At 59.9% G+C, this 13,254-nt stretch carries 13 protein-coding genes; 5 read left to right on the top strand and 8 right to left on the bottom strand.

Annotated features, from left to right (window positions below; all coding sequences use genetic code 11):
• Positions 1 to 47: 47 nt before the first annotated feature.
• Entirely contained in the window at positions 48 to 737 is a 690-nt protein-coding gene (locus ACR0CR_RS07690) for a M48 family metallopeptidase (protein WP_480597997.1), read from the top strand.
• A 106-nt stretch (positions 738 to 843) separates the two neighbouring features.
• Here the strand turns inward: ACR0CR_RS07690 and ACR0CR_RS07685 are convergent, their stop codons facing one another.
• From ACR0CR_RS07685 to ACR0CR_RS07665, 5 genes are read right to left on the bottom strand one after another with little or no spacing between them, the layout of a single operon-like run.
• Positions 844 to 1,386, bottom strand: a complete 543-nt coding sequence (locus tag ACR0CR_RS07685; RefSeq protein WP_480597996.1) for an RSP_2648 family PIN domain-containing protein — start codon at positions 1,384 to 1,386, stop codon at positions 844 to 846.
• Entirely contained in the window at positions 1,383 to 2,585 is a 1,203-nt protein-coding gene (locus tag ACR0CR_RS07680; protein ID WP_480597995.1) for an RSP_2647 family RNA methyltransferase, read from the bottom strand. The genes ACR0CR_RS07685 and ACR0CR_RS07680 overlap by 4 nt, the downstream gene beginning before the upstream one ends.
• A 39-nt stretch (positions 2,586 to 2,624) precedes the next feature.
• Positions 2,625 to 2,894, bottom strand: a complete 270-nt coding sequence (locus tag ACR0CR_RS07675) for a hypothetical protein (protein ID WP_480597994.1) — start codon at positions 2,892 to 2,894, stop codon at positions 2,625 to 2,627.
• Positions 2,881 to 5,667: a [protein-PII] uridylyltransferase family protein gene (locus ACR0CR_RS07670; RefSeq protein ID WP_480597993.1), complete on the bottom strand. Its 2,787-nt coding sequence runs from the start codon at positions 5,665 to 5,667 to the stop codon at positions 2,881 to 2,883. Before ACR0CR_RS07670 ends, ACR0CR_RS07675 begins: the two co-directional genes overlap by 14 nt.
• Positions 5,664 to 6,053, bottom strand: a complete 390-nt coding sequence (locus ACR0CR_RS07665; protein WP_480597992.1) for a nuclear transport factor 2 family protein — start codon at positions 6,051 to 6,053, stop codon at positions 5,664 to 5,666. Before ACR0CR_RS07665 ends, ACR0CR_RS07670 begins: the two co-directional genes overlap by 4 nt.
• Before the next feature lie 152 nt (positions 6,054 to 6,205).
• Here ACR0CR_RS07665 and ACR0CR_RS07660 point away from each other — a divergent pair, with 152 nt between their 5' ends.
• The 4 genes from ACR0CR_RS07660 to ACR0CR_RS07645 all read left to right on the top strand — a co-directional run bounded on the left by ACR0CR_RS07660 (position 6,206) and on the right by ACR0CR_RS07645 (position 8,421).
• Positions 6,206 to 6,628, top strand: coding sequence for a DUF2852 domain-containing protein (locus tag ACR0CR_RS07660; RefSeq protein ID WP_480597990.1), 423 nt, complete (start codon positions 6,206 to 6,208; stop codon positions 6,626 to 6,628).
• Positions 6,629 to 6,693: 65 nt separating this feature from the next.
• Positions 6,694 to 7,125, top strand: coding sequence for an RDD family protein (locus tag ACR0CR_RS07655; RefSeq protein ID WP_480597989.1), 432 nt, complete (start codon positions 6,694 to 6,696; stop codon positions 7,123 to 7,125).
• A gap of 75 nt (positions 7,126 to 7,200) precedes the next feature.
• A complete protein-coding gene (locus ACR0CR_RS07650; protein ID WP_480597987.1) occupies positions 7,201 to 8,025 on the top strand; it encodes an arginyltransferase in 825 nt (274 codons plus the stop codon).
• Between the two features lie 6 nt (positions 8,026 to 8,031).
• A complete protein-coding gene (locus ACR0CR_RS07645; protein ID WP_480597986.1) occupies positions 8,032 to 8,421 on the top strand; it encodes a VOC family protein in 390 nt (129 codons plus the stop codon).
• Between the two features lie 134 nt (positions 8,422 to 8,555).
• On the opposite strand, the gene ACR0CR_RS07640 is transcribed toward ACR0CR_RS07645, so the two are convergent.
• The 3 genes from ACR0CR_RS07640 to ACR0CR_RS07630 form a co-directional block, all read right to left on the bottom strand.
• The gene (locus ACR0CR_RS07640) at positions 8,556 to 10,910 is read right to left on the bottom strand and encodes a TRAP transporter large permease (RefSeq protein WP_480597985.1); all 2,355 of its coding nucleotides are present in this window, start codon (positions 10,908 to 10,910) and stop codon (positions 8,556 to 8,558) included.
• 17 nt (positions 10,911 to 10,927) lie between these two features.
• Positions 10,928 to 11,863 carry a TRAP transporter small permease subunit gene (locus ACR0CR_RS07635; RefSeq protein WP_480597984.1) on the bottom strand — a complete coding sequence of 312 codons (936 nt, stop codon included), beginning with the start codon at positions 11,861 to 11,863 and terminating at the stop codon, positions 10,928 to 10,930.
• Positions 11,864 to 11,985: 122 nt separating this feature from the next.
• The gene (locus ACR0CR_RS07630; protein WP_480597983.1) at positions 11,986 to 13,071 is read right to left on the bottom strand and encodes a TRAP transporter substrate-binding protein; all 1,086 of its coding nucleotides are present in this window, start codon (positions 13,069 to 13,071) and stop codon (positions 11,986 to 11,988) included.
• Positions 13,072 to 13,254 lie beyond the last annotated feature (183 nt).

The following is a 13,254-nucleotide window of genomic DNA, read 5'->3' as shown; positions in this document are numbered from 1 at the left end:
GTCAATTTCCTGTTGCCTCGGCGCTGGCGCAGCCCCATATCTAACACATGCTGCGCCTGACCCCGATCCTATTGGCTATCGCCTATGCCGTTGTCATGTACCGAATATCCGTGTGGCGCACCCATCGCGAGTTGGACGCGAAATCCACGGAATTGGCGGACCCCGCGCTGAAACGCATAACCGACCGATTGGCGGCGTCCTTGGGGCTGGAGCGCATTCCGGTTTACATCTACGAGATCGACCCTGTGAACGGGCTTGCAGCGCCGGACGGGCGCATATTCATCACGCGCGGGTTTTATCGCAAGTTCAGCAATGGTGAGGTCTCGGCCGAGGAAATGGCGAGTGTCATTGCCCATGAACTGGGACATGTGGCTTTGGGACACGCGCGGCGACGGATGATCGACTTTTCCGGCCAGAACGCGTTGCGTGCTGCATTGATGATGTTGCTGAACCGGTTCATTCCGTTCATTGGCGCCTGGATCGCAAACATGCTGACCCACCTTCTGGCCTCGCGGCTGTCGCGGGGGGATGAGTATGAGGCGGACGAATACGCGGCTGCTTTGCTGACCAAAGCGGGGATTGGGATCGGACCGCAGAAATCCCTGTTTCACAAGCTGGAAGAATTGACCGAACAGCGCGCGGGGGTCACGCCGGCCTGGTTGATGAGCCACCCCAAGACGGATGAGCGCATTGCGGCGCTTGAAGCGCTTGAGCAGCGGTGGGGTGCTGAGGGCTAGGGTTGGGCCGCGAGGGGCCAGCCCCGCCGCAATTGGCGCTCGAACCAATGGCGCACCCGATGGCGGCTCCACGAGATATTTTTAGCCAGATGAAGATCGGATCGGCTTACATGGTGAGGGCTTTGCCGAGCCGTGGGAGACGGGCTTTTTTCATGAGCGCGCGCAGGGTCCATTGGTCGCCCGAAAGGCGGTTGGCTTCAGCGAGGACATGGTGGGCCGTGTCCGACAGACCCACGGGGTCAGTTTGCCAAAAACTGAACAGCAGCGCGTCGGGGTCTTGGCGGGTCAGGCCTTCTTCCGACAAGATGTTGCGGGGAAAGTCCTTGGCGTTCACAGTGACAATCGTGTCGGCCGAGTTTGCAACGGCAGTGGCAAGGACGTGGATATCCGCCGTGTCTGGCAGCCAGAGGCGGTTCTCCAGGCCCTGCGCGGCAGCGCGTTCGGCTTTGGGCCATTGTGATTGCGTCAGTGCGATTTCTGCGCGGGCCTGCGCTTCGCCCGTCGGGCCGAGTTTGCGGGCGGCGCGGGCCCATTCTTCGAGGATGCGCGCTGACCAGACGGGTTCGAAATGGCCAAGTTTGGCGGCGCCTAACAGCATCTCTCGCATTACCGTGGGGTAGATGACGCAGGTGTCGAGCACGGCCTTCATAAGCGGTAAAACACGGCTTTGAGGTAGCCGCTTTCGGCCAGTTGCGGCAGTTGCGGGTGGTCAGACCCGGCAAAGCCCGTGTGGATCAGTTGCGCCTGCCGTCCGGCACGGCCGATCCCGCGGGACGAGGCATCGCGGAAGCGGCCCAGATCGGCAGCGTGAGAGCAGGAACACAAGCCCAGATAGCCGCCTTTTTTGACAAGTGGCGCGGCCAGCCGCGCGATGCGTTCATAGGCGCGCAGACCCGCGTCCAACGCCTGTTTCGAGGGCGCAAAGGCGGGCGGGTCGCAGATCACCACGTCGAATTGCGCACCCTCTTCGCCTAGTTGGGTCAGCACATCGAACGCGTCGCCCTGGCGGGTTTGGAAGCGGTCCGCGCAGCCAGATGCCTGTGCGCCTTGGGCAGCCAGATCAAGCGCGGCGGCTGAGCCGTCTACAGACAGCGCCTGCCCTGCCCCTTGGGCCAGCATGGCAAGACCGAAACCGCCCACGTGGCTGAACACATCCAGCACCTGTGCGCCGGGGTGTACCAGCCGGGCCGCGAAGGCGTGATTGGGGCGCTGGTCATAGAACAGGCCTGTTTTCTGCCCGCCGGTCAGGTCGGCCATGTAGGTCGCTCCGTTCATCGGCACCGGCAGGGGCGCATCGGGTGGCGTGCCGCGCAGGGTGAGGTTCACATCGTCCAACCCCTCAAGCCCGCGCGTCCGGCCCGAGGCGTTTTTCAGCACCGTGGTCACGCCTGTCACGGCGACAAGCGCGTCGGTCAGGGTGTCCAGATACGCCTCGGCCCAAGCGGCGTTGGGCTGGATCACGCAAGCATCGCCGAAACGGTCGATGATCACGCCGGGAAAGCCATCCGCCTCTGCGTGGATCAGGCGGTAGTAGGGCGCTTCAAACAGACGCTCGCGCATCTCAAGCGCACGGCGTAGGCGGGTTTCGAACCACGCTGCGTTTAGGTTGGCATCCAGATCGCGGTCCAGCACGCGGCACATGATCTTGGACTCGGGGTTCACCGCCACCAGCGCGATGGGCGCGCGTTTGTCATCCTCCAGCACGGCCAACGCACCCGCCGGGATCTTGCGGGTACGGCGGTCGGTGACGATGTCATTGGCATAGACCCAAGGAAAACCATGGCGCAGGCCGCGCGCGTTGGCTTTGGGTTTCAGGCGGATACGGGGACGGTCGGCGGATTGGGTCATAGCGCCCCTCTTAGTCAGGAACGCAACCGGGGAAAAGCCCTAGCGCGCGCGGGATCGCCAGCCACCGCGCCGTTTCGGTTTGCACGCCGTCTGCAGCCCCTCGGCCAGTACCTGGGTCATCGGGTGATCCGCCTGCCCTGCGTAGGCCGCGTGTAATTCGGTCAGCGCCTGCGCCTGATCCCGCTCTGCAGGCAGGCTGAGCGCCCAGTCCAGAAAAATGCTGCGGCATTCGGGTAAGGTGATGCCATCTATGTTGTACGCCTCACGGATCAGGCCCTTGTGGTCGTTGGGGTCGTCACTGCGCGCCATTCCCGTCCTCCGCAATCACACCGCTGATAATCCCTGCTGCGGTGTCGTATCTGTCCTGTAGCGCAGCCTGCAACTGGTCGACCTGTTCGAACCCGGTGGCCCGGCACAGGAAAGCAGTACCGCCCTCGCCGATCTTGTCGGCCTCGATCACCTTACCCGACAGCAACCGGGCCGCGCATTGTACCGCCCAGTATAAATCATAGCAGTCTTTCAGCGTTTGCGCCTGCGCGACATCCAAAAGACCCGCAGCGACCGCGCCATCCAGCCCGGCGTGGACATCTCGCTGCGGGACACCGGACAGCAGCGCCCCGGTCTCGGCCATCAGTTCGATGTCCATCATGCGCCCGGCTCCGTTTTTGGCATCCCATATTCCGGCCGGAGATTTGGCGGCGGCCAGGCGCGCGCGCATCTCAGCCACCTCACGCAAAACCTGCGCGGTATCGCGGGGGCACGATAGGAATGTGGTGCGGAAGGATTCGATATCCTCGGCCAAACCGGCATCGCCCGCCACCACGCGCGCACGCGTCAGGGCAAGGTGTTCCCACACCCAGGCTTCATTCTGCTGATAGTTGGTGAAGCTGGCCCAACTGGTTGCGACTGGCCCCTGATTGCCCGAGGGGCGCAGCCGCATGTCGACCTCGTAAAGTCGCCCTTGCGACATCGGCGCAGACAGCGCCGTGATCAGCGCCTGCGTGAAACGCGCATAATAGGTGCGGGTGGCCAGAGGGCGCGGACCATCCGACATGTCCTGATCCTGCGGGTCGTAAATCACAATCATGTCCAGATCAGATTGCGCGTTGATCCGGCCCGCCCCCAGCGAGCCCATGCCAAGCACTGCCGCCCCGCGCCCCGGTGCGGGTCCGTGTTTACCGGCGAATTGCGCCGTGACGCAGGGCAGGATCGCCGCGATGACAGCCCCTGCAAGTTCAGCATATTGCTGCCCAGCCTGCGCCCCGTCGATCAGGCCCCGCAGGTGATGGACGCCGACACGAAAATGCCATTCCTTGCACCAGCGTCGGGCAAAATCCAGCTGTCTCTCATAATCCGCTTCTTGCCCCAACGCCTGTTCCAGATCGGTCTGAAGTACCGCCTGCCCCGGCCAGTCGTCGAAAAAGCTGCCTCCGATCACTGCATCAAAGACCGAGGCGTTGCGCGATAAATGTCCCGCAAGCGCGTGCGAAGTGCCCACAATGTCGACCAGCAGGTCGATCAGATGCGGGTTGGCTTCGAACAACGAAAACAATTGCACACCGGCAGGCAGGCCCGAAAGAAAACCATCAAGTGCCAATAGCGCCTCGTCGGGTTTGGCGGTTCTAGCAAGGCGAGACAGCAATTCGGGTTTCAGCCGCTCGAAAATCCGTGCTCCGCGTTGCGATCGCAGGGCCGGATAGGTCGGCCACCGCGCCATGACGCCTTGATCAAAGGTGACCTCAGGCGAAGGCGAAGGCGCCGATGTACCGGGGGCAAAGAACCCCTCGGTCAACTCATGAACTTCGGTCAGTCGGCGGGTGAGATCAGCGGTGAGTTCAGCGCTGTCGATGCCCATGAGGCAGGCGACACGTTCGATCCCGTCGGCAGATTGTGGCACCTTGTGGGTCTGGGCGTCGTGGACCATCTGGATGCGATGCTCGACCTCTCGGTGCGCACGGTAGTGGTCGGTCAGTCTGTCGGTCACGTCTTGCGGCACCCAGCCTTTATCGGCCAGCGCCGCCAATCCCGGTACCGTGCCGCGCACGCGCAAATCGGGGTCACGCCCACCAGCAATCAACTGGCGGGTCTGCGTGAAGAACTCGATCTCGCGAATCCCGCCCTGTCCCAGCTTCATGTCATGGCCGGGGATGGTCAAAGCACCGCCCGTGCCTTTGTTTTCGCGTATGCGCAGGCGCATGTCATGGGCGTCCTGAATGGCGGCGAAATCCAGATGCCTGCGCCAGACAAACGGGCGCAGCGTGTCCAGAAACCGCTGACCCGCCGCAATGTCACCGGCGCAGGGGCGGGCCTTGATATAAGCCGCCCGCTCCCATGTGCGGCCCAGGCTTTCATAGTAGCGCTCGGCCGCCTCGGCCGCGATACACACGGGGGTGACGGCCGGATCGGGGCGCAGGCGCAGATCGGTGCGGAAGACGTAGCCGTCCGCGGTCTTATCGCTGAGCGTCGCGCAAAAGTTGCGCGTGGCGCGGACCATCCCGTGGCGCGCGTCGTAAAAATCATCGGGGTCAAAGCGCGTCTCGTCGAACAGCACGATCAGGTCTATATCCGAGCTGTAATTCAGCTCATGCGCCCCCATTTTGCCCATCGCCAGAATGATCATCCCTGCGGCGGTCTCGACGTCGTCCTCGACCATGCCCGGCAGCTTGCCGCGCCGGATTAGGGCCGCAATCTCGGCCTTGGCGGCAACGTCGGCGGCCAGCGCCCCGAAATCGGTCAGCGCTGTCGTGACCCGTTCCAATGGCCAAGCACCTGCCAGATCGGCCAGAGCGGTCAACAGCGCCATGCGGCGTTTGGCCTGCCGTAGGCCCGGCTTTAGCTGGTCGGGTGGCAAGGCGCGCGCCGTCTGCATCACCTCGGCCGTGGCCTGATCTGGGTCTTGCAGCGCGGTGGGCAGCCAGTCGCTTTCGCGCTCAATCAGGCCCTTCAGATACGGGCTGGACCCGGCGGCACCGGCAATCAGATCCTTGTGCTCGGCCGAGACGTCAACCTGCTGTCCCGCCTCTTCGCCCAGTGCAGGGTCAAATGCACGCGGCAAACGCAGGACAGTCAAAGGCGCGGTCATTGACCCTCCACCGGCGTGTCCTGACTGAACGTGTTGACCCAGACGCCGTTCCGCCGCTCCCATAAAGAAGAGATCAGCATCGCGTCCCAACTATCGGACTGGGGTCGCTGGTAGTCCGCGCGATAGGACAACAGCACAATATCCGAAGTCAGCACACGCAGCCGTTCATCGCTGAGTTCGAACCGCGCCATCGTCGGCGCATCGGCGAACTGTCCCACATGATCGTCACGATTGGCGAATCCGCTGGGATAGACGCCCAGAAAATCGGGGCTCAGCAGCGCCCGGTCGGCTTCGGCATTGCCTTCTACCAGCGCGGTCCAAACCCGCTTTTCCAAATTCAGAATATCGGCAAGGGACGGAGGCGGCGCATTTTCAGTATTTTGCATAGGCGAAACCTGCGCCTGATCGGAACCGAGGTCAACCAATCAACGGCGATCGGAACGAATGTAAATCTTTTTCACATTTACCTCTTGCATCCGGACGGACCCTCCCCATCTAGGTAATGTGAAAACAATTTACATCAACCCGGAGAACCGCAATGACCGCACTGTCCGAACCTGCCGCCCCTGAAAATCCGGGGTGGCTATATCGCGCCGAATCCTGGCTGGACGACAAAGGCAAAGGGGCCTGGATCGCCGCCATGGTTTTGGGTTTCATCTTTTTCTGGCCGGTTGGCCTGGCCCTTCTGGCCTACATGATCTGGAGCAAACGCATGTTCAGCAAATCCTGCAGCCGCCGCAAATCCTGGCACAGCCACATGAGCGCGATGAAACCGTCTGGCAACAGCGCGTTTGACGCATACAAAGCCGATACGCTGGCCCGGTTGGAGCGCGAACAGAAGGAATTCGAAAACTTCCTGCGCCGCCTGCGTGACGCCAAAGACAAGGCCGAGTTCGATCAGTTCATGGACGAACGCGCCCGCGAAAACCACCCAGACGCGGAAAACGGCGAACCTGCCTGATAAATGATTGCCCTGTTCCGACAATCGGGACAGGGTGCCTGCATGACACGACCGGACCCACACCCATGACATACTTGCCCGACCCCGACAGCCAGCCTGAATTCTATCAGTCCGTTGCGACCAAACGTTTTGTCGCTTGGTTGTTCGACATCGCCTTCATCTCGCTTCTTTGCACCGTCGCGATTCTGTTCACCGCCGGGTTGGGCCTGTTCTTTCTGGCCCTGATCTATGCTGTGATCAGCTTTGTCTATCGCGTCGTCACCATCTCGAACGGGTCCGCAACACTGGGAATGCGTTTCATGGGGATCGAACTGCGCGACGCCTTTGGCGAGCGGATGGACACCGGCAAGGCGGTCGCGCACACGGCGGGGTATTTCGTCAGCATGGCGTTTCCGATTCTGCAATTGATCTCGGTCGTCATGATGCTGACCAGCGCCGGGTGCCAGGGCCTGACCGACACGTTTTTGGGCACCGTAATGATCAACCAGCGGGCCTGAAAATCACCTGCGTGAAGGGCTTGGCGGTTCACGGATCGGTTGCTATCATCCGGTTCGGAAAAACGCGGAACCTTCATGCGACACACGCTGCCAATAGCGCCACAATTCTATGTGACGGCCCCCCAGCCTTGCCCTTATCTTGAGGGCAGGATGGAGCGCAAGCTGTTCACCGCGCTACAGGGTGACGGGGCAGACCAACTGAACGATTGCCTGTCACAGCAAGGGTTTCGTCGATCTCAGAACGTGCTTTACCGCCCCTCCTGCACCGATTGCGCGGCGTGCCTGTCGGCCCGGATCGACGTGTCGGTCTTTCGTCCCACCAAAAGCCAAAAGCGCGCGGTCAGACGCAACGCCTATCTGAAACGTCGGGCGACCTCGCCTTGGGCCACGGATGAACAATTCGATCTGTTCCGCCGCTATCTGGACGCGCGACATGCGGATGGCGGCATGGCTGATATGGACGTCTTCGAATTTGCCGCGATGATCGAGGAAACCCCGATCCGCAGCCGCGTGGTGGAATATGCTGATCCCCAGACCGATGAATTGGTTGCCGTAAGCCTGACCGACGTTTTGGACGACGGGCTTAGCATGGTTTATTCATTCTACGACCCAGATTTCCAACAAAGCTCTCCGGGCACCTACATGATCCTCGACCATATCGAAATCGCGCGCGAGGCGGGCCTGCCCTATGTTTATCTGGGGTACTGGGTGCCGGGCAGTCCCAAAATGGGATACAAGGCCAAGTTCTCTGGGCTGCAGGCCTATATCCAGGGTCAATGGCAGAGCATCGCTAAGCCCGAGAAATTCCAGGACACTACGCAACACCCTTTGTCGTCACCGCCGATCGCGGAACAAGTGGCCAATATCCAATTGCCCGACCGGCATCCTACCAAAGGCTAATCCCTGATGCGTCAAATCCTGCACGCGGTCACTCTTGTGGTGCCGGATTATGACGACGCGATCGCGTTCTATACCCAAACTCTCCATTTCGACCTGACGCAGGACATTGACCTGGGCGAAGGTAAGCGCTGGGTCCGCGTTACACCTAAGGGTTCGCATAGCGGGTCGCTGTTGCTGGCGAAAGCCGACGGCCCGGCCCAAACCGCAGCTATCGGCCGACAGACAGGGGGACGGGTCGGTTTCTTCCTGGAAACCGACAATTTCGAACGCGATTACCAAGCCATGATGGCCGCAGGTGTTCACTTCGAAGAATCCCCAAGACACGAGCCCTACGGCACCGTCGCAGTCTGGCGTGACCCATTCGGCAATCGCTGGGACCTGATCCAATTCACCTGATCCGCCTCTTCATCTGGCTAAAAAATATCCCGGGGTTGAATTGGCCAAAGGCCAAGAAGGGGCTGGCCCCTTTCCTAAAACAAAGAAAAGGGGGCCATTTGGCCCCCTTTGCAATTTGATTGTGTCGAAACCCATCAGTTGGGAATCAGATCCGGAACGATGGTCACGATGGACGGGAAGGACCAAAGAATGGCAATCCCGACGACCTGAATGATCACGAAAGGAATGATCCCGCGATAGATATGCCCGGTCGTGACCTCTTTCGGCGCGACGCCCCTCAGGTAGAACAGCGCAAAACCAAATGGCGGCGTCAGGAACGAGGTTTGCAGGTTCACCGCAACCATGATCGTGACCCATTTCGGATCAAACGACCCACCGTAGATCACAGGTCCCACAATCGGGATCACGATGTAGATGATCTCAAGGAAGTCCAGAACGAACCCAAGAACAAACAGCACGAGCATAACAATCAGGAAGACCGTGAATTCGTTGTCAAAGCTCTTGAGGAACTGCTGAATGTAGTGCTCTCCACCGAACGAGATAACCACCAGGTTCAACAGCTGAGAGCCGATGAGGATGGTAAACACCATCGAGGTCACCTTGGCCGTCTCGCGCACTACAGGGGTCAGAACACCGCTGGCGAACAGCACCCAGCACCCGAAGAGAAGGCCAAACAGCGCATAGAGGTATGCGGCATAGGCAAAGAAGAACGCGATCCAGCTTTCGACGGACACATCGCCCTGATTGATCCGCAGATCAAAGTTCACACCCAGCAGCAGGCAGATGATGATGGCAAAGGTTGACCAGATAATCACCATACCCGAATTGCCCTGATCCTGCAGCTTGCGATAGGCCGCCAGCATGATCGCACCGCCAGCGCCTAGCGCCGCCGCCGGGGTCGGGTTTGTGATACCGCCCAGAATCGAGCCCAGCACAGCGATGATCAAAACCAACGGCGGAAAGACCACCCGGATCAGATCATTCGCGGCACACCGGATCGCGGCCTCCTTGCAACCGTATATCGCCAGTGCGAACGGCAGAGCCATCAGAAGGAAGGTCGTTCCGGACGATGACGTCGGAGCCACCAAAAGAACGTCCACCAGCAGCAGCAGCAAAAGACCGATTGCCCCGAGGATCAGCGGTTGTGTCGACTTCGACGGCGCAATACCGCGACCAAGAATGAGCGTCAGCGCCAACAGCACCACGATCACCGCCACTCCATTGCCGATGGGTGCCGTGGCCGCAATCTTGGCCTCCTGTGCGGCAACCAGTTCTTCTTCGGTCAGACGTTGCGCTTCGGTCGTTCCACCGGCGGCATCCAGCGCTTCTTGCTCGGCGACGGCCTGGTCCCAGGCGGACTGACCATGCAGTTCGATCATCGAAGCCTGGCACTCAGCCGAGACATTGGTACGCAGAGACGCGCCTTCACCGATATCCGAGAACGCCGAAACCGTGATGTTCTGGCTGCCGATCACACCGGCACTGCCCAACAGAAGGACACCTGCGATCAGAGCAATTGGCGCACCCAAGAACCAGATCAGGCCTTCCGACCGAGTAATCGGCTCACCTGTGCCGCCTGCCAATTCAACGGCCGGCGCTTTGTCCGGGTTCATCAAGGCATAGCCAAAAGCATAGAGCGCATAAAGCAGCGCCAACATGATCCCCGGCAACAGCGCCGCTTGGAACAGTGTACCCACAGAAACAACGGCAGGTTCGCCCAGATAGGTCAACGCGTCGGTACATCCGGCCTCAACCGCGCGGGTTTCCTGGGCCGTCGAATAAAGGTCACCCGCAAGCGTCCCCAACAGAACGATCACGATGGAGGGCGGAATGATCTGCCCCAACGTGCCCGAGGCCGCGATGACACCGGTTGCGAGTTCAGGCGAATAATTGTTCCGCAGCATGGTCGGCAGCGCCAGCAAGCCCATGGTTACCACGGTCGCGCCCACGATCCCCGTCGAAGCAGCAAGGAAAGCGCCCACCACAACAATCGACACGGCCAAACCGCCCGGTAGCGGGCCAAAGACACGCGCCATCGTGGTCAGCAGGTCGTTGGCGATTTTTGAACGCTCCAGCGTGATGCCCATCAGAACGAACATCAACACCGCCAGCAGGGTCTCAATCGATTGCCCCGCCAGAACACGCTCGTTCATGCGGTTCACGATAAAGGAGACGTTGCGATCCAGCGCGGTTTCCCAGCCAGAGGCAAAGACAGGTTCGGCAATCCTGGGCAAATCCGGGTATCGGAACAGGGACACTGTGTCAGGTTTCACCCCTGAATTCACCAGATCACGATAGGCTTGAGAGCCTGTATCGATGGCCTGGTGGATCAGCAGACCGGCACTGTCCAGTGCCGCGATGATCCCGAATGAGATGATCCCTGCGCCGCCGATGGCGAAGGCCACCGGAAAGCCCGACAGAATGCCTCCGAAAAGGCAGAAAAATACGATAATGAGGCCTATCTCGACGCCATCAAGTCCGAATAGCATTGTCTGGTTCTCCGTCCCTAATGCGCGCCTTCGTAGGCTTCTTCACCCTCGCCAAGGCTGTCCTTGTCGAGGTATTTTCCAGCACTGCCCTGCCCCTCTACGTATTCCAGATAAGACCGGTAGAGGAAGGCAACCGCCTGTAGGAAGACCAGCCCGGCAAAGGCAACAAGCATGATCTTGAACAAGAAGTAAGCGGTGAATCCGTTGGGGCTGAACCCGATCGTCTCGACGTTCCAACGCATCGCACGGGCCTTGAGGATCAGGCGGTCCAGCGTGTCACTGGCTGAGGGTTTTGGCACGATCAGATGCCGCCACATGAAGTACCAGCCATACATCCAGACAAGCACCGCGAACGGCATCATGAAGAAGACCGACCCCAGCATGTCGATCACCTTTTTGGTGCGGAACCGCGCCGGTGCATAAAACAGGTCAACACGCACATGCCCGCCCTGAACGAAGGTATATCCGACGCAAAGAGATACGACCAACGCGTTGTAAAATTTCAACATTTCAGCATACCAGCTGATGTCGTACTGCAAGGGAATGCCAAAGGCCAAAACGATGTCGGGACGCGTAAAGATGCGCTGCATGATCACGATGATGATCTGTTGCAGCACCATCAGAAGACCGGCCCAGGCAAAGAACCGACCCGTTGTGTTGGCAAAGCCTTCCAGCACACGGACACATCCCCACATGAATGGGCGCCGGATCATGCCGATGATCGTAATGACCAAGAAGACGGCAAAGACCGCAAAGAAGAATTCAACCGATCCGCCATAGTAGACAAAGCGCATCACAGCTTCTTTGTCGGACCAGTCCAACCAAAGGCCCGGATGGGTTACCGCATAACCGATATTGTAAAAGGCTTGCGCCAGATTTTGCAGAGTCCAGACAATCCCGCCGCCAATAGCGGCAAGAGCGTCGGTCAAACCAACCGAGCTTCCGTCTTCCATTGTGTCCCTCACTCGCGTGAATACCGATGGTCCACATCTTAGCAGACGCAGCGGGATTCAGCGGCATTGTTATGAAACGAGGCCCCACACAGGATGGGGCCTCTGATCTTTCCGGCGCTGAATTAGCCGCCCAGAACGCGAACGCGCTGCGTGACGTAGTAGCCGTCCGATTTGTTGATCCAGGATGCCGACGTTGCCAGCGACTCTTCGAACGAACCACGGATCTGAGCGAACAATTCGTCGCTCATGTTTTCGTCCATCACTTCTGCCGAAGCCTTGCCGAATGCATCCCAGACATCGTCCGAGAATTGCAGCGTTTTAACGCCTTGCGACTGCAGACGCGCCAGTGCTGCACCGTTATTGGCCAGAGTTTCGGCCAACTGGTAGTGGGTCACGGCCATCGACGCATTGCGCAGGATTGCCTGCTGCTGCGGCGTCAGGTCATTCCAGACGTCCAGGTTGACCGATGCGGCCAGACCCGAGCCCGGCTCGTGGAAGCCAGCGGTATAGTAGACCTTGGCGACTTCCTGGAAGCCGGCGCGTTCGTCAGCCATCGGGCCAACCCACTCCAGACCGTCCAGCGCGCCCGAAGACAGCGCTTGATACAGTTCGCCACCGGGGATGTTCTGAACGGATGCGCCCAGTTTACCCAGAACCTTGCCGCCCAGACCGGGCATGCGGAACTTCAGACCGTTGAAGTCAGCGGCCGAGTTGATTTCGTTCCGGAACCAGCCACCGGACTGCGAGCCCGAGTTACCGGCCAGCAGGCCTTTGAGGTTGAAGATCTGGCCCAGCTCGTCGTGCATCTCTTCGCCGCCGCCATGGTAGTACCAGTTAGTCAGTTCCTGCGCGGTGCCGCCAAAGGGAACGGCGGTGAAATAGGCGTAGCCCGGGTGCTGACCGATGAAGTAATAGTCAGCCGAGTGATACATGTCAGCCTGGCCCGACGACACGGCGTCGAATACTTCCAGCGCGCCCACCAGCTCGCCGGGTGCTTTCTTTTCGATGGTCAGATTGCCGTCGGACATCTCGCCGACCATCTGCTCCATATAGCTTGCTGCGTCATCCAGAACGGCAAAGCCGCGTGGCCAGGATGTTACCATGGTCAGGGTCCGTTTGCCCTGTGCGTATGCCGGCGCGGCCAGCGCCGTTGCGGCGGCTGCACCGCTGCCGAGTGCTGTTGTTCTTAGAAATGAACGACGATCCATGAAGTGGTTCCTCCCAAAGTCTTTTACCGCCCCAAAGGCGGCTGATCGTTGTCGGTGGCGCGATCATATCCATGCAGTCGCTGATTAAAATACCTACTACTACGTAGAAGGCGCACAATTTCAGGGCAAACCCCTGAAAACAAATTTTATTTTTGTACGAATGAGCTTGAAAAAGCCGTAATT

It is taken from the genome of Ruegeria sp. AM2, assembly GCF_056540685.1.
The sequence above is the reverse complement of the archived record's forward strand: the minus strand, read 5'-3'. Positions and strand labels throughout refer to the sequence as shown.

Bases quoted from the DNA above. Each gene is read 5' to 3' on its own strand.
- ACR0CR_RS07645 (WP_480597986.1), top strand. From the start codon at position 8,032: ATGCGTCAAATCCTGCACGCGGTCACTCTTGTGGTGCCGGATTATGAC.
- ACR0CR_RS07655 (WP_480597989.1), top strand. From the start codon at position 6,694: ATGACATACTTGCCCGACCCCGACAGCCAGCCTGAATTCTATCAGTCC.
- ACR0CR_RS07685 (WP_480597996.1), bottom strand. From the start codon at position 1,386: ATGAAGGCCGTGCTCGACACCTGCGTCATCTACCCCACGGTAATGCGA.
- ACR0CR_RS07640 (WP_480597985.1), bottom strand. From the start codon at position 10,910: ATGCTATTCGGACTTGATGGCGTCGAGATAGGCCTCATTATCGTATTT.
- ACR0CR_RS07680 (WP_480597995.1), bottom strand. From the start codon at position 2,585: ATGACCCAATCCGCCGACCGTCCCCGTATCCGCCTGAAACCCAAAGCC.
- ACR0CR_RS07670 (WP_480597993.1), bottom strand. From the start codon at position 5,667: ATGACCGCGCCTTTGACTGTCCTGCGTTTGCCGCGTGCATTTGACCCT.
- ACR0CR_RS07635 (WP_480597984.1), bottom strand. From the start codon at position 11,863: ATGGAAGACGGAAGCTCGGTTGGTTTGACCGACGCTCTTGCCGCTATT.
- ACR0CR_RS07650 (WP_480597987.1), top strand. From the start codon at position 7,201: ATGCGACACACGCTGCCAATAGCGCCACAATTCTATGTGACGGCCCCC.
- ACR0CR_RS07660 (WP_480597990.1), top strand. From the start codon at position 6,206: ATGACCGCACTGTCCGAACCTGCCGCCCCTGAAAATCCGGGGTGGCTA.
- ACR0CR_RS07665 (WP_480597992.1), bottom strand. From the start codon at position 6,053: ATGCAAAATACTGAAAATGCGCCGCCTCCGTCCCTTGCCGATATTCTG.
- ACR0CR_RS07630 (WP_480597983.1), bottom strand. From the start codon at position 13,071: ATGGATCGTCGTTCATTTCTAAGAACAACAGCACTCGGCAGCGGTGCA.
- ACR0CR_RS07690 (WP_480597997.1), top strand. From the start codon at position 48: ATGCTGCGCCTGACCCCGATCCTATTGGCTATCGCCTATGCCGTTGTC.
- ACR0CR_RS07675 (WP_480597994.1), bottom strand. From the start codon at position 2,894: ATGGCGCGCAGTGACGACCCCAACGACCACAAGGGCCTGATCCGTGAG.